This window comes from Rhizobium bangladeshense (genome assembly GCF_001662075.1).
Lineage (GTDB): Bacteria > Pseudomonadota > Alphaproteobacteria > Rhizobiales > Rhizobiaceae > Rhizobium > Rhizobium bangladeshense_B.
The window spans coordinates 729,610-749,002 of the sequence record NZ_LYPL01000001.1 but is presented as its reverse complement, the minus strand read 5'-3'; the positions used below and the strand labels follow the sequence as shown (position 1 = coordinate 749,002).

19 protein-coding genes and 1 tRNA gene are annotated in these 19,393 nt (G+C 61.9%); 12 read left to right on the top strand and 8 right to left on the bottom strand.

The window, feature by feature from the left end:
- Positions 1–16 precede the first annotated feature (16 nt).
- Entirely contained in the window at positions 17–1,297 is a 1,281-nt protein-coding gene (locus tag A7X77_RS03660) for a 4-aminobutyrate--2-oxoglutarate transaminase (RefSeq protein ID WP_064681617.1), read from the bottom strand.
- A gap of 161 nt (positions 1,298–1,458) precedes the next feature.
- Here A7X77_RS03660 and A7X77_RS03655 point away from each other — a divergent pair, with 161 nt between their 5' ends.
- The 3 genes from A7X77_RS03655 to A7X77_RS03645 all read left to right on the top strand — a co-directional run bounded on the left by A7X77_RS03655 (position 1,459) and on the right by A7X77_RS03645 (position 4,938).
- Positions 1,459–2,265 (top strand): MerR family transcriptional regulator, encoded by an 807-nt coding sequence (locus A7X77_RS03655; protein ID WP_064681616.1) that lies wholly within the window; start codon positions 1,459–1,461, stop codon positions 2,263–2,265.
- Positions 2,266–2,433: 168 nt separating this feature from the next.
- Complete coding sequence (locus A7X77_RS03650) at positions 2,434–3,060, top strand: ribonuclease D (protein WP_010027227.1); 627 nt, start codon at positions 2,434–2,436, stop codon at positions 3,058–3,060.
- Between the two features lie 330 nt (positions 3,061–3,390).
- Complete coding sequence (locus A7X77_RS03645) at positions 3,391–4,938, top strand: hypothetical protein (RefSeq protein WP_064681615.1); 1,548 nt, start codon at positions 3,391–3,393, stop codon at positions 4,936–4,938.
- A 78-nt stretch (positions 4,939–5,016) separates the two neighbouring features.
- On the opposite strand, the gene rpsA is transcribed toward A7X77_RS03645, so the two are convergent.
- Positions 5,017–6,720 (bottom strand): 30S ribosomal protein S1, encoded by a 1,704-nt coding sequence (rpsA, locus tag A7X77_RS03640; protein WP_064681614.1) that lies wholly within the window; start codon positions 6,718–6,720, stop codon positions 5,017–5,019.
- A gap of 174 nt (positions 6,721–6,894) precedes the next feature.
- The gene (gene cmk / locus A7X77_RS03635) at positions 6,895–7,542 is read right to left on the bottom strand and encodes a (d)CMP kinase (protein WP_064681613.1); all 648 of its coding nucleotides are present in this window, start codon (positions 7,540–7,542) and stop codon (positions 6,895–6,897) included.
- 329 nt (positions 7,543–7,871) lie between these two features.
- Between cmk and A7X77_RS03630 the strand changes: the two genes are divergently transcribed.
- The 5 genes from A7X77_RS03630 (at position 7,872) to A7X77_RS03610 (ending at position 10,576) form a co-directional block, all read left to right on the top strand.
- Positions 7,872–8,255: a TIGR02300 family protein gene (locus tag A7X77_RS03630; RefSeq protein WP_064681612.1), complete on the top strand. Its 384-nt coding sequence runs from the start codon at positions 7,872–7,874 to the stop codon at positions 8,253–8,255.
- A 149-nt stretch (positions 8,256–8,404) separates the two neighbouring features.
- Positions 8,405–8,480: transfer RNA gene (locus A7X77_RS03625), tRNA-Ala, on the top strand.
- Positions 8,481–8,600: 120 nt separating this feature from the next.
- The gene (locus tag A7X77_RS03620; RefSeq protein ID WP_064681611.1) at positions 8,601–8,840 is read left to right on the top strand and encodes a GIY-YIG nuclease family protein; all 240 of its coding nucleotides are present in this window, start codon (positions 8,601–8,603) and stop codon (positions 8,838–8,840) included.
- A gap of 159 nt (positions 8,841–8,999) precedes the next feature.
- Positions 9,000–9,719, top strand: coding sequence for a YoaK family protein (locus A7X77_RS03615; protein ID WP_064681610.1), 720 nt, complete (start codon positions 9,000–9,002; stop codon positions 9,717–9,719).
- Between the two features lie 68 nt (positions 9,720–9,787).
- Positions 9,788–10,576, top strand: a complete 789-nt coding sequence (locus A7X77_RS03610; RefSeq protein WP_064681609.1) for a YdcF family protein — start codon at positions 9,788–9,790, stop codon at positions 10,574–10,576.
- 1 nt (position 10,577) lies between these two features.
- Here the strand turns inward: A7X77_RS03610 and A7X77_RS03605 are convergent, their stop codons facing one another.
- Positions 10,578–11,051, bottom strand: coding sequence for a hypothetical protein (locus tag A7X77_RS03605; protein WP_064681608.1), 474 nt, complete (start codon positions 11,049–11,051; stop codon positions 10,578–10,580).
- Positions 11,052–11,164: 113 nt separating this feature from the next.
- Here A7X77_RS03605 and A7X77_RS03600 point away from each other — a divergent pair, with 113 nt between their 5' ends.
- Positions 11,165–11,800, top strand: coding sequence for a trimeric intracellular cation channel family protein (locus tag A7X77_RS03600; protein WP_064681607.1), 636 nt, complete (start codon positions 11,165–11,167; stop codon positions 11,798–11,800).
- 122 nt (positions 11,801–11,922) lie between these two features.
- On the opposite strand, the gene irrA is transcribed toward A7X77_RS03600, so the two are convergent.
- Positions 11,923–12,342 carry an iron response transcriptional regulator IrrA gene (gene irrA, locus A7X77_RS03595; protein ID WP_038692124.1) on the bottom strand — a complete coding sequence of 140 codons (420 nt, stop codon included), beginning with the start codon at positions 12,340–12,342 and terminating at the stop codon, positions 11,923–11,925.
- Positions 12,343–12,643: 301 nt separating this feature from the next.
- On the opposite strand from irrA, the gene fabA reads away from it, so the two are divergent.
- The 3 genes from fabA to fabI are packed head-to-tail and all read left to right on the top strand — an operon-like array spanning position 12,644 to position 15,248.
- Complete coding sequence (gene fabA, locus A7X77_RS03590) at positions 12,644–13,159, top strand: 3-hydroxyacyl-[acyl-carrier-protein] dehydratase FabA (protein WP_064681606.1); 516 nt, start codon at positions 12,644–12,646, stop codon at positions 13,157–13,159.
- Between the two features lie 45 nt (positions 13,160–13,204).
- Positions 13,205–14,437: a beta-ketoacyl-ACP synthase I gene (fabB, locus tag A7X77_RS03585; protein WP_064681605.1), complete on the top strand. Its 1,233-nt coding sequence runs from the start codon at positions 13,205–13,207 to the stop codon at positions 14,435–14,437.
- A gap of 4 nt (positions 14,438–14,441) precedes the next feature.
- Entirely contained in the window at positions 14,442–15,248 is an 807-nt protein-coding gene (gene fabI, locus A7X77_RS03580; RefSeq protein WP_064681604.1) for an enoyl-ACP reductase FabI, read from the top strand.
- 95 nt (positions 15,249–15,343) lie between these two features.
- Here fabI and A7X77_RS03575 read toward each other — a convergent pair whose 3' ends face one another.
- From A7X77_RS03575 to rpsO, 3 genes are all read right to left on the bottom strand, one after another.
- Positions 15,344–16,360, bottom strand: a complete 1,017-nt coding sequence (locus tag A7X77_RS03575; RefSeq protein ID WP_064681603.1) for a class I SAM-dependent methyltransferase — start codon at positions 16,358–16,360, stop codon at positions 15,344–15,346.
- A gap of 129 nt (positions 16,361–16,489) precedes the next feature.
- Positions 16,490–18,628, bottom strand: a complete 2,139-nt coding sequence (pnp, locus tag A7X77_RS03570) for a polyribonucleotide nucleotidyltransferase (protein ID WP_064681602.1) — start codon at positions 18,626–18,628, stop codon at positions 16,490–16,492.
- Positions 18,629–18,976: 348 nt separating this feature from the next.
- Positions 18,977–19,246, bottom strand: a complete 270-nt coding sequence (rpsO, locus tag A7X77_RS03565) for a 30S ribosomal protein S15 (protein WP_009997779.1) — start codon at positions 19,244–19,246, stop codon at positions 18,977–18,979.
- Positions 19,247–19,393: the final 147 nt, after the last annotated feature.

Sequence of the window (19,393 nt, the reverse complement as noted above, 5' to 3'; positions counted from 1 at the left end):
TTGAAATCCGGTTCGGTTACTTGGCCGCGCTCGCTTCCAGCATCGAGGCCTCGAGAATGTCGAGCGCCTCGCCGAGAACCTCGTCCTCAATGGTGATCGGCGCGAGGAAGCGGATGACGTTGCCGTGGACGCCGCAGGTGAGCAGGATCAGGCCCTTGTCGAGTGCGATCAGCCGCACCCGGTTGGCGAATTCGGCGCTCGGCAAGCCGGTCGTCCGGTCGTTAAATTCGACGGCGTTCATGAAGCCAGGGCCACGGATATCGGCAATTTCGGGCACGCTCTCGCGCAGCGATTCCAGCCGCTGCTTCAGCCGGCCGCCGAGCAGATTCGCACGGTCGCAGAGATCCTCTTCGGCGATGACATCGAGGACGGCATGCGCGGCGGCGATGCCGAGCGGATTGCCGCCGTATGTCCCGCCGAGCCCGCCCGGTCCCGGTGCGTCCATGATTTCGGCGCGGCCGGTGACGGCGGCGAGCGGAAAGCCGCCGGCAAGGCTCTTTGCCATTGTCGTCAGATCGGCCGCTACCTCGTGATGATCCATCGCGAACATCCTGCCGGTGCGGGCAAAACCGGTCTGCACTTCGTCGGCGATCAGCAGGATGCCATGCTGGTCGCAGTGTTCGCGCAGCGCCTTCATGAAGGCTGCGGGTGCGGAATAGAAGCCGCCTTCGCCCTGCACCGGCTCGATGATGATGGCGGCGACCCGCTGCGGATCGACATCGGCGGCAAAGAGCTTCTTCAGCGCGGCAAGCGACTGGTCGGCGGTAACACCATGCAGTTCGACCGGGAAGGGGACGTGGAAGACATCGCCCGGCATGGCGCCGAAGCCGACCTTGTAAGGCACCACCTTGCCGGTCAGCGCCATGCCCATGAAGGTGCGGCCGTGAAAGCCGCCACCAAAGGCGATGACGGCCGAGCGGCCGGTTGCCGCACGGGCGATCTTGACAGCATTTTCAACCGCCTCGGCGCCGGTCGTGACGAAGATCGTCTTCTTCTCGAAGGCACCCGGCAGCAACGCGTTCAACCGTTCGGCAAGGCGCACGTAGCTTTCGTAGGGCACCACCTGATGGCAGGTATGGGTGAAGCGGTCGAGCTGGTCTTTGACCGCCGCGATGACCTTGGGATGGCGGTGGCCGGTGTTGAGCACGGCGATGCCGGCAGCGAAATCGATGTAACGGCGACCCTCCTTGTCCCAGATTTCGGCATTCTCTGCCCGGTCCGCATAGATCTGGGTGGTCATGCCGACGCCGCGCGAAATCGCGGCGTTCTTCCGGTCCGTAAGGCTTGTCGCGGTCATCGATCTGCTCCTGTAGCGAGGAATGAATTTATCTTGCATAAGTTCTGCAAGATATTCTAGAAAATCCTACATTTTTCCTACAAGAAAACAAGAGCCATTTTTTGCTTCAAACATCACGCGTTTTGATGAATGCTCGCGCGACGAGAATCGGGGATGTGGGGATGAACGATAACGGGCCTGTGCGCTACAAGGTGGCGGAGGCCGCGCGGCTGGCGGGCGTTTCCGCCTCGACGCTGCGTCTCTGGGAAAGCCAGGGTCTGGTGGTTCCCGGCCGCTCCGAAACCGGTCATCGACAATATAGCGCCGACGACGTGGCGCGCCTGAAGCGCATCTCCTGGTATCGGGTCGAGCGCGGCCTCAACCCCGCGGCCATCCGCGAGGCGCTGGAAGGTGAAGATCCCTCGGCCGAGGGAGAAGCAAGCCAGGATTCCGGCCTCGGCCGCAGGCTGCGCAGCCTGCGCCATGCCGCCGGAAAGACGCTGGAACAGGTGGCCGGCGATAACGGTATCACCGCTTCGACGCTCTCGACGCTCGAGCGTACCTCGCAAGGCGTCGGCTTCAAGACGCTGCACGACCTCGCCGAATATTACGGCACCACCGTCTCCCGCCTTTCCGGTGAGGAAAGCGGCGAGGTGCCGGTCCTGGTGCGCGCCGGGGAATGGCGCAACTGGCCGGAAACGACGCCCGGGGTTACCGTGCAGCTGCTGGCCGAAGGCCGCAGGATGATGGACTGCCATCGTTTCGTGCTGGCGCCGGGTGCGGCCAGCGAGGGCGCCTATCGCCACGAGGGCGAGGAATTCATGCATGTCCTGTCCGGCCGGCTCGAGCTGGTGCTCGACGGCGATCAGTTCTTCGAACTCGGTCCGGGCGATTCGCTGTATTTCGAAAGCCGCCGCTACCATTCCTGGCGCAACCGCCACGACGGCGAAACCGTGCTTCTCTGGATCAACACGCCGCCGACATTCTGATGCGAAGAAGCGGTTTCGCACTTTGCGCCTTTGCGCTATAGCGCTACCTACGCAATTCCTTAGGTCGAAAATCGATATAAGGATAAAATCATGCAGCAATTCAAAGCGCTACAGCGTCCTTTGCGCGTCTGAAAAGAGGCGCGGCTGTTTCGAACGAAAGATAGTCTCATGGCCGCCACCATACGTTACCACGAAGGCGATATTTCCACGGCCGATGCGGCCCGCTACACCGGCGCGGTTGCGATCGACACCGAAACGCTCGGCCTGGTGCCGCGCCGCGATCGACTCTGCGTCGTCCAGCTTTCGCCGGGTGACGGCACCGCCGACGTTATCCGTATCGCCGCCGGCCAGAAAGAGGCGCCCAACCTGGTCGCCCTGCTCGAAGACCCCACTCATCAGAAGATCTTTCATTATGGCCGCTTCGATATCGCCGTGCTCTTCCACACCTTCGGCGTAACGACGACCCCGGTCTTCTGCACCAAGATCGCCTCGCGCCTGATCCGGACCTACACCGATCGTCATGGCTTGAAGGACAATCTCAAGGAGATGCTCGACATCGACATCTCCAAGACGCAGCAATCGTCCGACTGGGCGGCCGAAACGCTGTCTCCGGCCCAGCTCGAATATGCCGCTTCCGACGTGCTTTACCTGCATGCTTTGCGCGACAAGTTGACCGCCCGCCTGATCCGCGACGGCCGCTTCGACCATGCCACCGCCTGCTTCGAATTCCTGCCGACCCGCGCCAAGCTCGACCTGCTCGGCTGGGAGGAGGCCGATATCTTCGCCCATAGCTGAACGAACCGCCCGGTGAACGCTGGCGCCCGCCGTGCGTGGCTCCGCGGCCGTAATGGCGAACGCCTGAAGGGCGCGAAGCGAATCGAAGAGATCGCGACGCACTCTTTGTTTTTAGGCATGTCGTCGTCCCGGAACCGCTGCACACTTCCGGGCGACTATTAGCATTTCGTTAAGGTCTCTTTACTAAAATTCCTGTTAATTTTTATGCATTCGATGACGCCGGACTTGCGTCATGCGGACAGGAGGATCTGCTGGGATGCAAGGGGGCCGGATGAGCACGGTCCTTTTATAGAGCCTGCTTTCATCGTCACTTTGCGAAAGGAGCATGCCATGTTGACTCCCGTTCGTGCAGCGTCCAGTGCAAGCTTTTCGTCTCAAGGCCAGACTGCGGCGATCGTCGCCGGCGGCCTCGGCCGTTCTGTCATTGCTCCGGCGCCCGTCAATGCCGTCGAGGCTGCCGACCTGAATTCCGCCATTGCCGGCAAGCTGAATATCCTGCTCCTGGCCGCGCGTGAGCGCATGGTCGACGCCCTTTTCGATGTCCTCGATGCGGCCGGCCGCGCCATCTCGCTGGATCGCAGCGAGGACGAAACCAATCTTGCCTTCGCCTCCCGGCTCGCCGATGCCATCCGGCGCCTGCCGGCCGCCCGGATCGACGAGGTCGAACGCCAGCTTGCCGGACAGGGCCATAGCCTGCCGCTCAGGATGATCGCCGAAGCCTTGAAAAATCCGACAGGCCCGGAAGCCGCCCGGATCGTCGCCTATCTCGAAATCGTCCGCTACAAGGACCGCGATCTCGCCGCCCGCGCCGTGGTGCGTTCCTATGGCCAGAACGACGCTTCGCCGATGCGTGCCGATGTCCGCCCTGAAATCCAGCTGCATGAGGGCAGCCTGCCTGCGGCCATGCGCCAGCCGGCAGAACAGGCGCCCGCGCCGGCCGATGCCCATGTCGGGGCCGAAGCGCTTATGACGGACGAGAAGACGATCGCCGCCGAAGTCGGGGACGCAGCCGAGCCGAAAACGCCGCAGCTTGAAGGCAACGCCCGCTCCGCGCCGGCGACGTCAGAAGATCTCGCGCCGGAAAATCCGATCGCTCCCGAAACCGAAGCCCGGCAATCCATGGAGACAGCCGCGGCCGGCGATAGCAGGGGGACGGCGGAGCCGCCTGCCGTCCTGCCGCGCGCGAATTCGGAACAGGTCGATCCTGTCATTCCCAGGAACTGGACGGGCATCGTCGCCTCGATGACCGAAGAGGCCTCCGAGATGATCGCCACCATCATCCGCGAGCAGGACGTCGACACCGCACTGGAGGATGGTCTCGTCGAGGCGGCAGTGGAGATCGATGCCATCCTCGATGACGCCGTCATCAGCGATGCGGCCGAGACTTTGGCGAGGCAGCCGGCGGAAATTCCGGCATCCGACCTGCGCCAGACCGCAGCACTCCATCCCGCGCCGACGGAGAGCAAGGTTGCCGCGGCGGCTGACCGTCAGCCGAAGGAGATTGCCGCACAGCCGCAAATAGTGCCGGCCCCTGAAGCCGTTGAACCCTCCTATGTGCCGCTTGCGGCAAGAATGCCGGATGGTTTTGCCTATGCCCAGCTGCCTTATCAGTTCGCCAAGGATATGCCGCCGAACGAAACGGCGGGGGAAACGCACCACCAGCATCAGCACCAGCGCGACGACGCTTCCGAGGATCAGCAGCAGGAAGATCAGCAGGCGCAGTCAGGCGAGGAGGCCGAGCCCGATCCCGCAGCGACCGACGCCGCACCCGCGCGAAGGACGCCGCGAATGATCGACGCTGATCCGGCGCCCCAGCGGGCCGGCGCGGTCGCCGACCCGGTCTACGAGCTCTACCAGCGCATGGTCGGCTGGGAATGATACGGTTCATTGCCTGAAAATGCAGAACCCGCCGGATTGCTCCGGCGGGTTCTTCGATTTTAGCGAAGGATGCGGGGCTTATTCGCCACCGCGGTTCTTCAGGGCTGCGCCCAGGATGTCGCCGAGCGAAGCGCCCGAGTCGGAAGACCCGAACTGAGCGACGGCTTCCTTCTCTTCCGCAATCTCCAGAGCCTTGATGGACAGCATGATCTTGCGGTCCTTCTTGGAGAAGTTGGTGACGCGGGCGTCGAAGACCTGGCCAACCGAGAAGCGCTCGGGGCGCTGTTCGTCGCGGTCGCGGGCGAGGTCGGCACGGCGGATGAACGAAGTGATGTCCTCGTGGTTGACGAGCTTCACTTCGACGCCGCCATCGTTGACCGCGATGACTTCGCAGGAAACGACGGCGTTCTTGCGCAGGTCGCCCGATGCAGCGGCGTCGCCGACCGCATCCTTGCCGAGCTGCTTGATGCCGAGCGAGATGCGTTCCTTCTCGACGTCGACGTCGAGAACGACGGCCTTGACGACGTCACCCTTGTTGAACTCCTCGATGACCTGTTCGCCCGGACGATTCCAGTCGAGGTCGGAGAGGTGCACCATGCCGTCGACATCGCCGTCGAGGCCGATGAACAGGCCGAATTCGGTCTTGTTCTTGACTTCGCCTTCGACTTCAGTGCCGGCCGGATGGCTGCGGGCGAATGCTGCCCACGGGTTTTCCAGCGTCTGCTTGAGGCCGAGCGAAATACGGCGCTTGGACGGATCGACTTCGAGAACGACGACTTCGACTTCCTGGCTGGTCGACAGGATCTTGCCGGGGTGAACGTTCTTCTTGGTCCAGGACATCTCAGAGATATGGATCAGGCCTTCGATGCCCGGCTCCAGCTCGACGAACGCACCGTAGTCGGTGATGTTCGTGACGGTACCGGAGATCTTCTTGCCTTCCGGATACTTGGCCTGGATGCCATCCCACGGATCGGACTCGAGCTGCTTCATGCCGAGCGAGATGCGGTGGGTTTCCTGGTTGATGCGGATGATCTGAACCTTGACCTGCTGGCCGATGTTCAGGATTTCCGACGGATGGTTCACACGGCGCCATGCCATGTCGGTGACGTGCAACAGGCCGTCGATGCCGCCGAGGTCGACGAACGCACCGTAATCGGTGATGTTCTTGACGACGCCGTCGACAACCTGGCCTTCTTCGAGGTTCTGAACGATTTCAGAACGCTGCTCGGCACGGGATTCTTCGAGAACCGTACGGCGCGAAACGACGATGTTGCCGCGGCGCTTGTCCATCTTGAGGATTTCGAAGGGCTGCGGGTTGTGCATCAGCGGCGTGACGTCGCGGATCGGACGAATGTCGACCTGCGAACGCGGCAGGAAGGCGATCGCACCGTCGAGGTCGACGGTGAAGCCGCCCTTGACCTGGTTGAAGATCACGCCTTCGACGCGCTCGCCGGCTTCGAACTTGGCTTCGAGCTTGATCCAGCTTTCTTCGCGGCGAGCCTTCTCGCGCGACAGAACGGCTTCGCCAAGCGCGTTTTCGATGCGCTCGACATAGACTTCGACTTCGTCGCCGACCTTCAGCGAACCGTCCTTGGCGCGTGCGCCGAATTCCTTGAGCGCAATGCGGCCTTCAACCTTGAGGCCGACGTCGACAACGGCGACGTCCTTTTCGATGCCCGTGACGATGCCCTTGGTGACATAGCCTTCGGCCAGGTCGTTCTTGGCAAAGGACTCTTCGAGAAGAGCCGCGAAATCCTCGCGGGAGGGGGTAGCTACTGACATAAAATCTCCTGCGTGTCCCGAAATGGAATCGGACACGTGCGCGCCGGTTGGTTTGCGTTGAACGGGCCTGAACCCAGTCCGCCCTCTCTCACGAGGGCAATCCGGCGCTTGGACGGAATTTCAGGCTGCATAAAAGCGATATGCGTGCTTCTGAGCACGCGAAATCGCTTGAATTTAGGCATTTCGGCTCAAGACTGCATCGATGATCGATTGCGCAGCTTGAAACGCGGCCTCTATACTCATTTCCGACGTATCAAGCAAGTGCGCATCGACCGCTGGTTTCAAAGGGCTGTCGGCCCGTCCCATGTCGCGTTCGTCGCGTCGCTTGACGTCCTCGAAAATCGCATCGAAATCCGCCGTCGCACCCTTGCCGACAATCTCGTCGTAACGGCGTCTCGCGCGCACCTGTGGCGTTGCCGTCACATAGAGCTTGACCGGCGCATCCGGGCAGACGACCGTGCCGATATCGCGCCCGTCGAGCACAGTGCCCGGCGCTTTTTCCGAGAACCGCCGCTGCGCCTCGACCAGCGCCCGGCGCACCGCCGGCATGACGGCGATCTTCGAGGCGGCTTCGCCGATCTCGTGTTGAGAAAGCATATCGCGATCGAGCCCGCCAAGTTCAACTTCCCGCGCCATCTTTTCCGCCACCGCCTCGTCGTCGAGCGGCAGGCCAGCGTCGAGCAGCGCCTTGGCGGTGGCGCGGTAGGTGAGGCCCGTGTCGAGATGGTGGAAGCCATATTGCTCGGCGATGCGGCGCGAAAGCGTGCCCTTGCCGGCCGCCGCCGGGCCGTCGATGGCGATGGTGAAAGTCTTGGTCGTCATGGGATCAATCCTGGAGCAGGGCGCTTACGGGCCTCGGCGCGGCGCCACACGTGGCATAATGCTTTGTAAAGGCGCAGCATTTCCTTCGCAAGTCCGCCCTTTCCGGCGACCGGCTCCGCCCGCTTCTGCAGCCCCCGCGCCTCGTTGCGAGAGGGGAGCCGGCCGGGCATCCGCCGGCGCCGGAAATACCCGGCACTGCGATGATAAAGTTTGGCTTTGACATGCGAAGCCGCAGCGATTAAGGGGACCGGCTTATAAATTCCGATGGAACGCCGGCTTGAACGGCATTTTGCCGAATCGCGGATTCGGCCATTCTCACGAGGCTTATAGTGGCGAAAGCGGAACTTGGAACCAAGCGCACCGATCCGGAAACCGGCAAGAAGTTCTACGATCTGAACCGGGATCCGATCGTTTCTCCTTATACCGGCAAGTCCTACCCCCTGTCCTTCTTCGAGGAAACCTCGGCGATATCAGACGTCGCCGAAGAAGACGAGGTAGCGGAAGTCGATACCGAAAACACCGAAGTCGAGCTGGTCTCGCTGGAAGATGCCGATGACGCCGCCGGCGGCGACGACATCCCCGATATCGGCGACGACGATGTCGAAATCGAAGGCGACGACGACGACGATACCTTCCTGACGCCCGACGAAGACGATGACGATGACGACATGAGCGACATCATCGGCGTGACCGGCGACGAAGACGAAGTCTGACGACCGCATTTCGGCCCGGTGAGGAAAAAATTCTCCGGGCCGAATTTTTTAGGCTTGCTATCTCCGAAAACCGGAAGTAATAAGCCGCCACCCCAGAGGCAACGCCCTCCGGAGTATCCCAGGACCGGCCACGCCGGACCACCTTTGATGGGGCTATAGCTCAGCTGGGAGAGCGCTTGCATGGCATGCAAGAGGTCAGCGGTTCGATCCCGCTTAGCTCCACCAGCCTACGCTCTTCGAGCTTCGGCTCGGCAAGCCGGAAGGCTTGACGGGACGAGGACGAGAAGGAAGCGGAGGCTGCCGCGACGAAGTTGCGAAGCAACGTAGGCGGGCTGTGATTCTTCTATGAAGTACGTCTACATTCTCCAGAGCATCACCTCTACGGATCGCTATTATGTTGGCGTGACGGGTGACCTGAAGTCGCGCTTGGCAAAACACAATGCCGGAGAGGTAACTCACACCTCGAAATACGTCCCTTGGTCTTTGAAGACCTATCTCGCCTTCTCCGACGAAACGCAGGCCTTTGCCTTTGAGAAGTACTTGAAGTCGGCTTCCGGCAGAGCATTCGCAAAGAAAAGACTCTAGCCACCCCGTCAACTCGGGCAGGCCGCTCCCACAGCCCGTCGAACAAGTTCGCCAGGGTGTGCAAGTCCAAATTCCCACGATCCAGTTTGCCAATTCCTCAATGAACGGAATTATCCTTGTGCCGAAATCTTAGCGATTCGGCCCCAGGACCCTTGAGCAATGACCAGAGCAAGACGCCGCCGTATCATCCGCACCCGACGCACCCTGACCGGGCTTGCCCTCGTCGGCTCGATTTCGTTTCTGGCCGGCATGACCGATGCGACCGGCCTGCTGCTGACCGGCGATTTCGTCTCCTTCATGACGGGCAACACGACGCGGGCCGCACTTGCCTTGAGCGAGGGCAATCTTTTTCACGCGGCGGTGCTGATCTCGGCCATTCTCGTCTTCGTGCTCGGCAACGCGGCCGGCATCGTCATCGCCCATGTCTCGCAGCGCCGGATTTTCGTAGTGCTCGGCTGCGTCGGCCTCGTCCTGGCGCTCGCCTCGATAGTGAGCGCGCAAAGCATGATGCTTCCGAGATTCTACCTGATCGTCTGTTCCATGGGCATGGTGAACGCCGCCGTCGAACATATCGACGGCCTGCCGATCGGCCTGACTTATGTCACAGGCGCGCTGTCGCGTTTCGGCCGCGGCATCGGCCGCTGGATCATCGGTGATCGCCGTGTCGAATGGACGATCCAGATCGTGCCCTGGGCCGGCATGGTGCTCGGCGCGATCGCCGGGGCGGTGCTGACGCGGCTGGTGGGCGCCCATGCCTTGTGGCTGGTCGCCATCTTTGCCATGGCGCTGGCTCTTGCCGCCATGTTCATTCCCCGGCCGCTTCAGCGGCGCTTCAACCAGAAGCTTGCGCCGCACCGCTCGGCCCCACGCGCGAATTAGAACCGTCGCATTCCTGTTACCCTCGAATCGGATAGGAAGGACCGCCGCCAATCCTCAAGGAGCAGGTCTTGTTCGTCATTTCGAAGCTTGTCTGGATTTTCGCTCAGCCATTGTCGCTGGCATTCTTCCTCGTCTTCTTTGCCCTGCTTGCCGGCCTTCTGCGCTGGCGGACCTTAAGCATTCTCGGCGCAACGGGTTCGGCCCTCATCCTCTTCGTCACCCTCTACACCACCACCGGCAACCTGCTGATGCAGGGTCTCGAGCAGCGCTTCGCCAAACCCGCCGATGATCCGGAGGACCTGCAATGCATGATCGTGCTCGGCGGCGCCTTCGAAAACGAGGCGAACACGGCCCGCCACGGCATCGAATTCAACGGCGGCGCCGACCGCTTCATCGAAGCCCTGCGGCTCGCGCAGAAATTTCCGCAGTCGCGCATTCTGATCTCGGGCGGGGACGGCTCCATCTCCGGCATCTACGAAGGCGATGCGGCTGCGTCCGAACGCTTCTTCCCGCTGTTCGGCATCGGCAGGGAGCGGCTGATCGAGGAGCGGCAATCGCGCACCACTTTCGAAAACGCCGTAAATACCAAGGAATTCCTGGCAAGCCAGGGCCTTTCCCATTGCCTGCTGATCACCTCAGGTTTTCATATGCCACGTTCCGTCGGCATCTTCCGCAAGCTCGGCATCGATATCGTGCCCTGGCCGACCGATTATCGCACCGACGGGCAGGTGAGGCCGGGCCTGGATTTCACCCAGCCGAACCTCAATGCCCAGAACATGGCGACGGCGATCCGCGAATGGTACGGCCTGGTCGGCTATTACCTCGCCGGCCGGACGTCGGAGCTCTATCCCCGCTGAGTCACTTCTTCGAGATGGTGACGAATTTCGTGCCGCGCACGCGTGCCGTCACGATGCAGGGGTCACCTTCGGTGCGGTCGCAGAACCGCGGATGCATCTTCATCGCCAGCACCATGTTGCCGAAGCGCTGGACGAAGTCGTAGCCATAGATCTGCGCCGTCGCGATCATGAAATAGCCGCCTTCGGCGACCTGCAGATAGAAATTATAGGTGCAGCCGTCGTCATTGCATTGCGGCCCCTTCTGCCCGTCGCAGGTGAGCAGGCCTTCGTTGACCACCGCGTCGATCAGCCCGTCATTGTTGATGTCCTGCCGGGTGATGAAGCCGTCGGCGAATTCGGCCGTCTTGCACTGCTCCTGGAAATGCTTCTTTTCGTAGATCTCCGGGTCGGAGATCAGCGATTGCTGGCCGAGGGCGGCAGCCGGCATGGCGAGCAGCAGGAGAACATTCAGAACGGCGAGCACCAGCGGTTTCACGGGCTTTCCTCTTTGGATAAAGCTCTATCAGCTTGCTTTATGGCCGCCCCGCCTTGCGCCGCCCTTGCCGCCGTGGTTCTTTCCGGAAACTGTTCGCCGGCTCCGGGGTCCGCATGTCCTTGCTCGTCTATCTCGATTATGCCGGCATTGCGCTGTTTGCCGCGACAGGCGCGCTCGCAGCCTCGCGCAAGCAGCTGGATCTGATCGGCTTTCTGTTTTTCGCCATGGTGACGGGGACCGGCGGCGGCACCGTGCGCGATATCGTGCTCGGCCGCGTGCCAGTTTTCTGGGTGCTGAACCCCGGCTATATTCTCGTCTGCTGCATCATGGGCGTCATCGTTTTCTTCACCGCTCACCTGCTGGAATCGCGCTATCGCCTGCTGATCTGGCTGGATGCGATCGGTCTGGCCGCCTATTGCGTGCTCGGCGCCGCCAAGGGACTTGCCGCCACCGGCTCGCCGACCATCGCCATCGTCACCGGCACGTTGACGGCAACCTTCGGCGGCATCCTGCGCGATCTGATGGCAAACGAGCCTTCGGTGCTGCTCAGGCCGGAAATCTATGTGACGGCAGCCCTTGTCGGCGCCGGCGTGTTCACGCTCGCCAATGGGCTGGGGATGCCGCTTTATCTCGCCTCGGGCTGTGGCGTCGCAGCCGCCTTTGCCGTTCGCGGCGGAGCGCTGTGGTTCGGGTGGACCTTTCCGATTTACAAGCACAAGCCCGGCCGGCATCCCGACGATGTCATGTAAAGACAGAGCATGATGCCGAAAAGTGTAAGCGGTTTTCAGACGACATCATGCTCTAGCTATTTAAATTAGAACAGGATGATTTTAGGCCGCCCGACCTAAAATCATCCTGTTCTAAGGTGCCGTCAGCCCCGCTTGGCCCGCAGGCGGATCACCACGTCGACATGGGCGATCTCCATACCCTCGGGCGGCTCCGGCAGATTGGCGATCGTCAGGTTGCTGACGGGAATGTCGAGCACCTCGTTTTCGCCTTCGACGAAGAAATGATGGTGATCGGACACATTGGTGTCGAAATAAGTCTTGGCGCTCTCCACGGCGAGAACGCGGATGAGGCCGGCCTCGGTGAACTGGTGCAGCGTGTTGTAGACGGTCGCGAGCGACACCGGCACGCCGGCGGCAACCGCCTCCTCATGCAGTTCCTCGACGGTCAGATGCCGGTCGCCCTTGGCAAACAGGAGGTCGCCGAGCGCGACGCGCTGGCGGGTGGGACGCAAGCCTGCGCCACGCAGCCTTACCTCTATTGCGATCGGGAGTGCACCCGTCATCAAAACCAACTCCGGTTATTCCTGCATAAAGCAATCATGTTTCTTAAAGCGGTATAACTTTTGCACTGGATCCTTTCAATAGTTCAATGGGGACAAGAGCCTGATAAAGGCGGCAAAAACGGGCTTTTGACGCAAATAGGTCTGGTCGCGGCCCTGGCCTTCCTGTATGCGACCACCAAATAATGGCGTAAGCCTGGTCCGGGGCGATGAATGAAGCTGCCTTGCTTGTGCTTCATTTTCTGAAGAACTTGGACTACACGTTCACATCCATCGGCTTCACGCGGGGGGAAAAATAAATTTTATGACAACCAGACAGTCCAGCTTCTCGTATGAAGATCTCATCGCTTGCGCTCATGGCAAGCTGTTCGGCCCCGGCAATGCGCAGTTGCCGCTGCCGCCCATGCTGATGGTTCACCGTATCACGGAAATTTCCGAAACCGGCGGGGCCTTCGACAAGGGCTATCTCAGGGCCGAATACGACGTGCGTCCCGACGACTGGTATTTTCCCTGCCATTTCGAAGGCAATCCGATCATGCCGGGCTGCCTCGGCCTCGACGGCATGTGGCAGCTGACCGGCTTCTTCCTCGGCTGGCTCGGCGAAGAAGGCCGCGGCATGGCGCTTTCGACAGGCGAAGTGAAATTCAAGGGCATGGTGCGGCCGCATACGAAACTCATCGAATACGGCATCGACTTCAAGCGCGTCATGCGCGGCCGCCTCGTGCTCGGCACGGCCGACGGCTGGCTGAAGGCAGACGGCGAGACCATATACCAGGCGGCCGATCTTCGTGTCGGTCTATCGAAAGACAAGACCGCCTGAAACCGCATTTCGAGCGGCTGACGAAAACAACAAAGGTTTGATCAGATGAGACGGGTAGTTGTCACGGGTCTGGGTATCGTTTCCTCGATCGGAAGCGACGCGGCCGAAGTCACCGAATCCTTGCGCCAGGCAAAGTCGGGTATTTCCTTTTCCAACGATTTCGCCGAGCACGGCTTCAAGTGCCAGGTCTGGGGCAGCCCGAAGCTTGGCCCGGCGGAACTTGCCGAGCTGGTCGATCGCCGCGCCATGCGCTTCCTGTCGCAGGGCGGCGCCTGGAACCATGTCGCCATGAAGCAGGCGATCGCCGATTCCGGTCTGGAAGAGACGGACTACGCGCAGAACGAACGCGCCGGCATCATCATGGGATCCGGCGGTCCGTCCACCCGCACCCTCATCGAAGCGGCCGACATCACCGTCAAGAACAACAGCCCGAAGCGCATCGGCCCCTTCGCCGTACCGAAGGCGATGTCTTCGACCGCCTCCGCCACGCTCGCCACCTGGTTCAAGATTCACGGCGTCAATTATTCGATCTCGTCGGCCTGCTCGACCTCGGCGCACTGCATCGGCAACGCCGCCGAGATGATCCAGTGGGGCAAGCAGGACGTGATGTTTGCCGGCGGCCACGAGGATCTCGACTGGACGATGTCCAATCTCTTCGACGCTATGGGCGCCATGTCCTCCAAGTACAACGACACGCCCGACAGCGCCTCGCGCGCCTATGACGTCAACCGCGACGGTTTCGTCATCGCCGGTGGCGCCGGCGTGCTGGTGCTCGAGGAGCTTGAGCGCGCCAAGGCGCGCGGCGCCAAGATCTACGCCGAAATCGTCGGCTACGGCGCAACCTCCGATGGTTACGACATGGTCGCTCCCTCGGGCGAGGGCGCCGTCCGCTGCATGCGCCAGGCGCTTTCCACCGTCAAAGGGGACGTCGACTATATCAACACGCACGGCACGTCGACGCCGGTCGGTGACAGCAAGGAAATCGGCGCCATCCGCGAGGTCTTTGGCGCCAGGATCCCGCATATCCAGTCGACCAAGTCGCTGACAGGCCATTCGCTGGGCGCGGCCGGCGTGCAGGAATCGATCTATTCCCTGCTGATGATGCAGCAAGGCTTCATCGGCGAGAGCGCCCATATCAGTGAGCTCGACCCCGAATTCGAAGGCGTGCCGATCGTGCGCAAGCGTATCGACAATGCGAAGTTCGATATCGCCCTCTCCAACTCCTTCGGCTTCGGCGGGACGAACGCCACGCTCGTCTTCCAGCGCCATAACGGATAATAATATGACTGGAATCATGCAGGGTAAGCGCGGCCTCGTCATGGGCGTCGCCAACAACCACTCGATCGCCTGGGGAATTTCGAAGGCCCTCGCCGCACAGGGTGCGGACCTCGCCTTCACCTATCAGGGCGAAGCGCTCGGCAAGCGCGTCAAGCCGCTTGCCGCCGAAGTCGGCTCGGATTTCGTGCTGCCCTGCGACGTTGAGGACATCGCCTCGGTCGATAGCCTGGTCGACGCGATTGAACAGCGCTGGGGCAAGCTCGATTTCATCGTCCATGCCATCGGCTTTTCCGACAAGAACGAGCTGAAGGGTCTCTATGCCGATACGACGCGTGAGAATTTCAGCCGCACCATGGTCATTTCCTGCTTCTCCTTCACCGAGATCGCCAAGCGCTGCGCGCCGTTGATGGAAGACGGCGGCGCGATGCTGACCTTGACTTACAATGGCTCGACGCGCGTCATCCCCAACTACAACGTCATGGGCGTTGCCAAGGCAGCGCTCGAGGCTTCGGTGCGCTATCTGGCCGCCGATTACGGCCCGCGCGGCATCCGCGTCAACGCCATATCCGCCGGGCCGATCCGCACGCTCGCCGGCGCCGGCATCTCGGACGCGCGCGCCATCCTCTCGTGGAACCAGCGCAATGCGCCGCTGCGCAAGACCGTCACCATCGATCAGGTCGGCAACTCCGCTCTCTACCTGCTCTCCGACCTTTCCGCCGGCGTCACCGGCGAAATCCATTTCGTCGACGCGGGCTTCAACGTTACCTCCATGCCGACGCTGGATACGCTGCGCAGGGCTGACGTGGAGTAGACGTCTCCTCGATCTGAAACTCAAAGGCCGTGCGCAGAGGATGCGCACGGCCTTTTTTGTTTATCGACAAAAGCGGGATCGGAACCCCCTCAACTCTATTTCTTCGCCCAGAGCACCTTGAAGCGGGCGTTGCGGCAGGTTTCGCCGCTTTCCCTGAATTCTGCGGCCAGAACCGGCTCGTAGGGCAGGCCGCGATTGGCGACGAGCAGCAGCCGGCCGCCGCCGCGAAGGGCGGATGCGGCGGTCTTGATCATCGCCTGGCCGAGCGACGGTTCGGCGGCGTGGCCCTCATGGAAGGGCGGGTTCATGATGACGAGGTCGTACTTATCCTTGACCGGCTCGCCCGCCAGATCGTGCCAGAAAAAGCGCGCAGGCGCGTTTGGGCAGTTCTCCGCCATATTGACCCGCGCCGCCTCCAGGGCCGCGTGATTGGCCTCGTAGAGGTCAAGGCGCCCCAGTCCGCGCGATCTCTGCGCCATCTCGACAGAGAGATAACCCCATCCCGCGCCGAAATCGGCGACGTCGCCGGTAAAATCCTGCGGCAGGCGCGAGGCGAGCAGCTCCGATCCGGCATCGACCCGGTCATGCGAAAACATGCCGGCTGTCGCATGGAAGCGGTCGTCGACGCGCACCGGCGCCTTTGCCAGCCTGGAAACGATGTCGCCGGCATCGGCCGGCCGGCCGAACCAGAAGGCGACGCCGTGATATTTCGGCATGTGGTCGATGGCGAGGCCGAACCCTTCCAGGCGCTTGCGCAGCGGCTGGATGCCGTCTTCCTTAGCCCCGGCAACGACGATCAGGCCGCCCGCCCGCGTGCGGTCAATTGCGGCGGCCAGATTGGCCTCGTTCTCGCCCTTATGCTTGGTGCACAGCACGAGTGCCGCGTCATAATCCTCGCCGTCGATCTCCGGCTTCGCGTCGATCCGCTGCGCCAGAAGCTGCCGGTAGAGCGGCCGGAAGCCCTGGACGGCGCTGAGCGAGGCGGTAAAGCCTTCAGGCAGCTGAAAGCCTGCCTCGGCGCCGAGAAAGAGCACGCGCTCGCCCTCGCCGGGCGCCTCGACTGTGCCGCTGGCAAAGGGATGGAACAGGGTCTTCAGCGTCTCGCGGCTCATGGGTCTCGTCTCGTTAAAGCATGTCGGGCAAAATGTGCTGCGGCTTTGCGAAAACGACATTCGCAAAACCAGCATACAAAAAGGGCGCGGAAGATTCCCGCGCCCGGAATTCAATCTGGGAGACGCGGCTTATTCGGCCGCTTCTTCCTTCTTCTTCTCGTTCGCGATCTCCTGGCCGGTGGCCTGGTCGACGACCTTCATCGACAGGCGAACCTTGCCGCGTTCGTCGAAGCCGAGCAGCTTGACCCAGACCTTGTCGCCTTCCTTGACGACGTCCTGCGTCTTGGCAACACGCTCGGAAGCGAGCTGCGAGATATGGACGAGGCCGTCGCGGGCGCCGAAGAAGTTGACGAAGGCGCCGAAGTCGGCGGTCTTGACAACAGTGCCTTCGTAGATCTGGCCGATTTCAGGCTCGGCAACGATCGAGTGGATCCACTTGCGGGCCGCTTCGATTTCCTTGCCGGAAGAGGAAGCGATCTTGACGGTGCCGTCGTCCTCGATGTTGATCTTCGCACCGGTCTTTTCGACGATTTCGCGGATGACCTTGCCGCCGGAGCCGATGACTTCGCGGATCTTGTCGACCGGAATGTTCATGACTTCGATGCGCGGAGCGAATTCGCCGAGCTGGCCGCGGCTTTCGGTGATCGCCTTGGACATTTCACCGAGAATGTGGGTGCGGCCGCCCTGGGCCTGGCTGAGCGCGACCTTCATGATCTCTTCGGTGATGCCGGCGATCTTGATGTCCATCTGCAGCGAGGTGATGCCGTCGGCCGTACCTGCAACCTTGAAGTCCATGTCGCCGAGGTGGTCTTCGTCACCGAGGATATCGGAGAGGACAGCGAAGCGGTCGCCTTCCAGGATCAGGCCCATGGCGATACCGGCAACCGGCTTGGCAAGCGGAACGCCGGCGTCCATCAGAGCGAGCGAGGTGCCGCAGACGGTCGCCATCGAGGACGAGCCGTTCGACTCGGTGATCTCGGAGACGACGCGCAGCGTGTAGGGGAACTGCTCGGCCGACGGCAGCATCGGACGGATGGCACGCCATGCGAGCTTGCCGTGGCCGATTTCGCGGCGGCCCGGGGAGCCCATGCGGCCGGTCTCGCCGACGGAGTAGGGCGGGAAGTTGTAATGGAGCAGGAAGCGCTCCTTGTACATGCCCGTCAGGCTGTCGACATATTGTTCGTCTTCGCCGGTGCCGAGCGTGGCAACGACGATTGCCTGGGTTTCGCCGCGGGTGAACAGCGCCGAACCATGGGTGCGCGGCAGAAGCCCGACTTCCGAAACGATCGGACGAACGGTTTCGAGGTCGCGGCCGTCGATACGGCTCTTGGTGTCGAGAATGTTCCAGCGGACGATCTTGGCCTGCAGGTGCTTGAAGATCGCGCCGACTTCCTCGGCCGTGTATCGGGCTTCGCCTTCCTCGGGGAGGAAGTGCGCCTTGACTTTCGCCTTGACGGCGTCGACGGCGGCGTAGCGATCGGCCTTCTGGGTGATCTTGTAGGCTTCACGCAGTTCGGCTTCGGCAAGGCCGAGCATTTCGCTTTCGAGCGCCGAATAGTCTTCCGGCTGGAAGTCGCGCGGCTCCTTCGCGGCAACTTCGGCGAGCTTGATGATCGCGTCGAGAACCGGTTGGAAACCCCTGTGACCGAACATGACGGCGCCGAGCATGACGTCCTCGGGCAGCTCCTTGGCTTCGGATTCGACCATCAGCACGGCGTCGTAGGTGCCGGCGACGACGAGGTCGAGGCTCGACTCGTCCATCTCGTCGAGATGCGGGTTGAGAACATATTCGCCGTTGATGTAGCCGACGCGCGCACCGCCGACCGGGCCCATGAAGGGGACGCCGGAGAGCGTCAGCGCTGCCGAGGTCGCGACCATCGACAGGATGTCGGGGTTGTTTTCAAGGTCGTGCTGGATGACGGTAACGACGACCTGGGTGTCGTTCTTGTAGCCTTCCGGGAAGAGCGGGCGGATCGGACGGTCGATCAGGCGGGAAACGAGGGTCTCGTTTTCGCTCGGGCGTCCTTCGCGCTTGAAATAGCCGCCGGGGATCTTGCCGGCTGCGTAGGTCTTTTCCTGGTAGTTGACGGTCAGCGGAAAGAAGTCCTGGCCGGGCTTCGGCGCCTTGGCCGAAACGACGGTGGCGAGAACGACGGTTTCGCCGTAGGTGGCGAGAACGGCGCCATCGGCCTGACGGGCGATCTTGCCGGTTTCAAGCTTCAGCGGGCGGCCGGCCCACTCGATTTCCACGGTGTGTGTATCAAACATATCTTGTCCTTCAATGCGGGAGCACGCGCCATCGCCGATATCAGGGCGCAGCGCACAGTCGACCGCAATCAATGCGACGTATCACGGGCAAGACAACGGGAGGCTTTTCGTCTCAGCTTCCTCAGGAACCCTTGTCCCCGGGAAATCGGGCCAAAGCTTCGATAAGCTCTGGCCGAAAGCATCCGGCAATCCTGCCCCATGACAGGTCAGCGGTTGGTTTGGCAGAACCGGCCCATCCGGGTCCGCCGGTCGTTCCTCCGCTTGAGATAGGGCGCGGCCGGAACATTTCATCGGAACATCGTCCCGAAACAGATCCGGCGGACGCTCGAAAGCGCCCGCCGGACAACCTTAGCGGCGGATACCCAGGCTGTTGATCAGCTTGGAGTAGCGGCCCTCATCCTTCTTCTTGAGATAATCAAGAAGCGAGCGGCGGCTCGAAACCATCGTCAGCAGGCCACGGCGGGAATGGTTATCCTTCTTGTGGTCCTTGAAGTGTTCGGTCAGGTTGTTGATGCGCTCGGTCAGGATCGCGACCTGGACTTCCGGCGAACCGGTATCGCCTTCGGCGGTTGCGTATTCCTTGATCAGCGCAGCCTTGCGCTCAGCAGTGATCGACATCGGATGGTCCTTTCTATGAGAGGAGAAGAAGTCGCCAAAAGCCGGGATGCCGTCCAGCTTTGGCCGCGAATGCAATCGAGCGTACCCGATGCTGGCGCTGCCTATAAACCAAATAAGCAGCGATGGAAAGAGGGAGCCCCGCGGCAG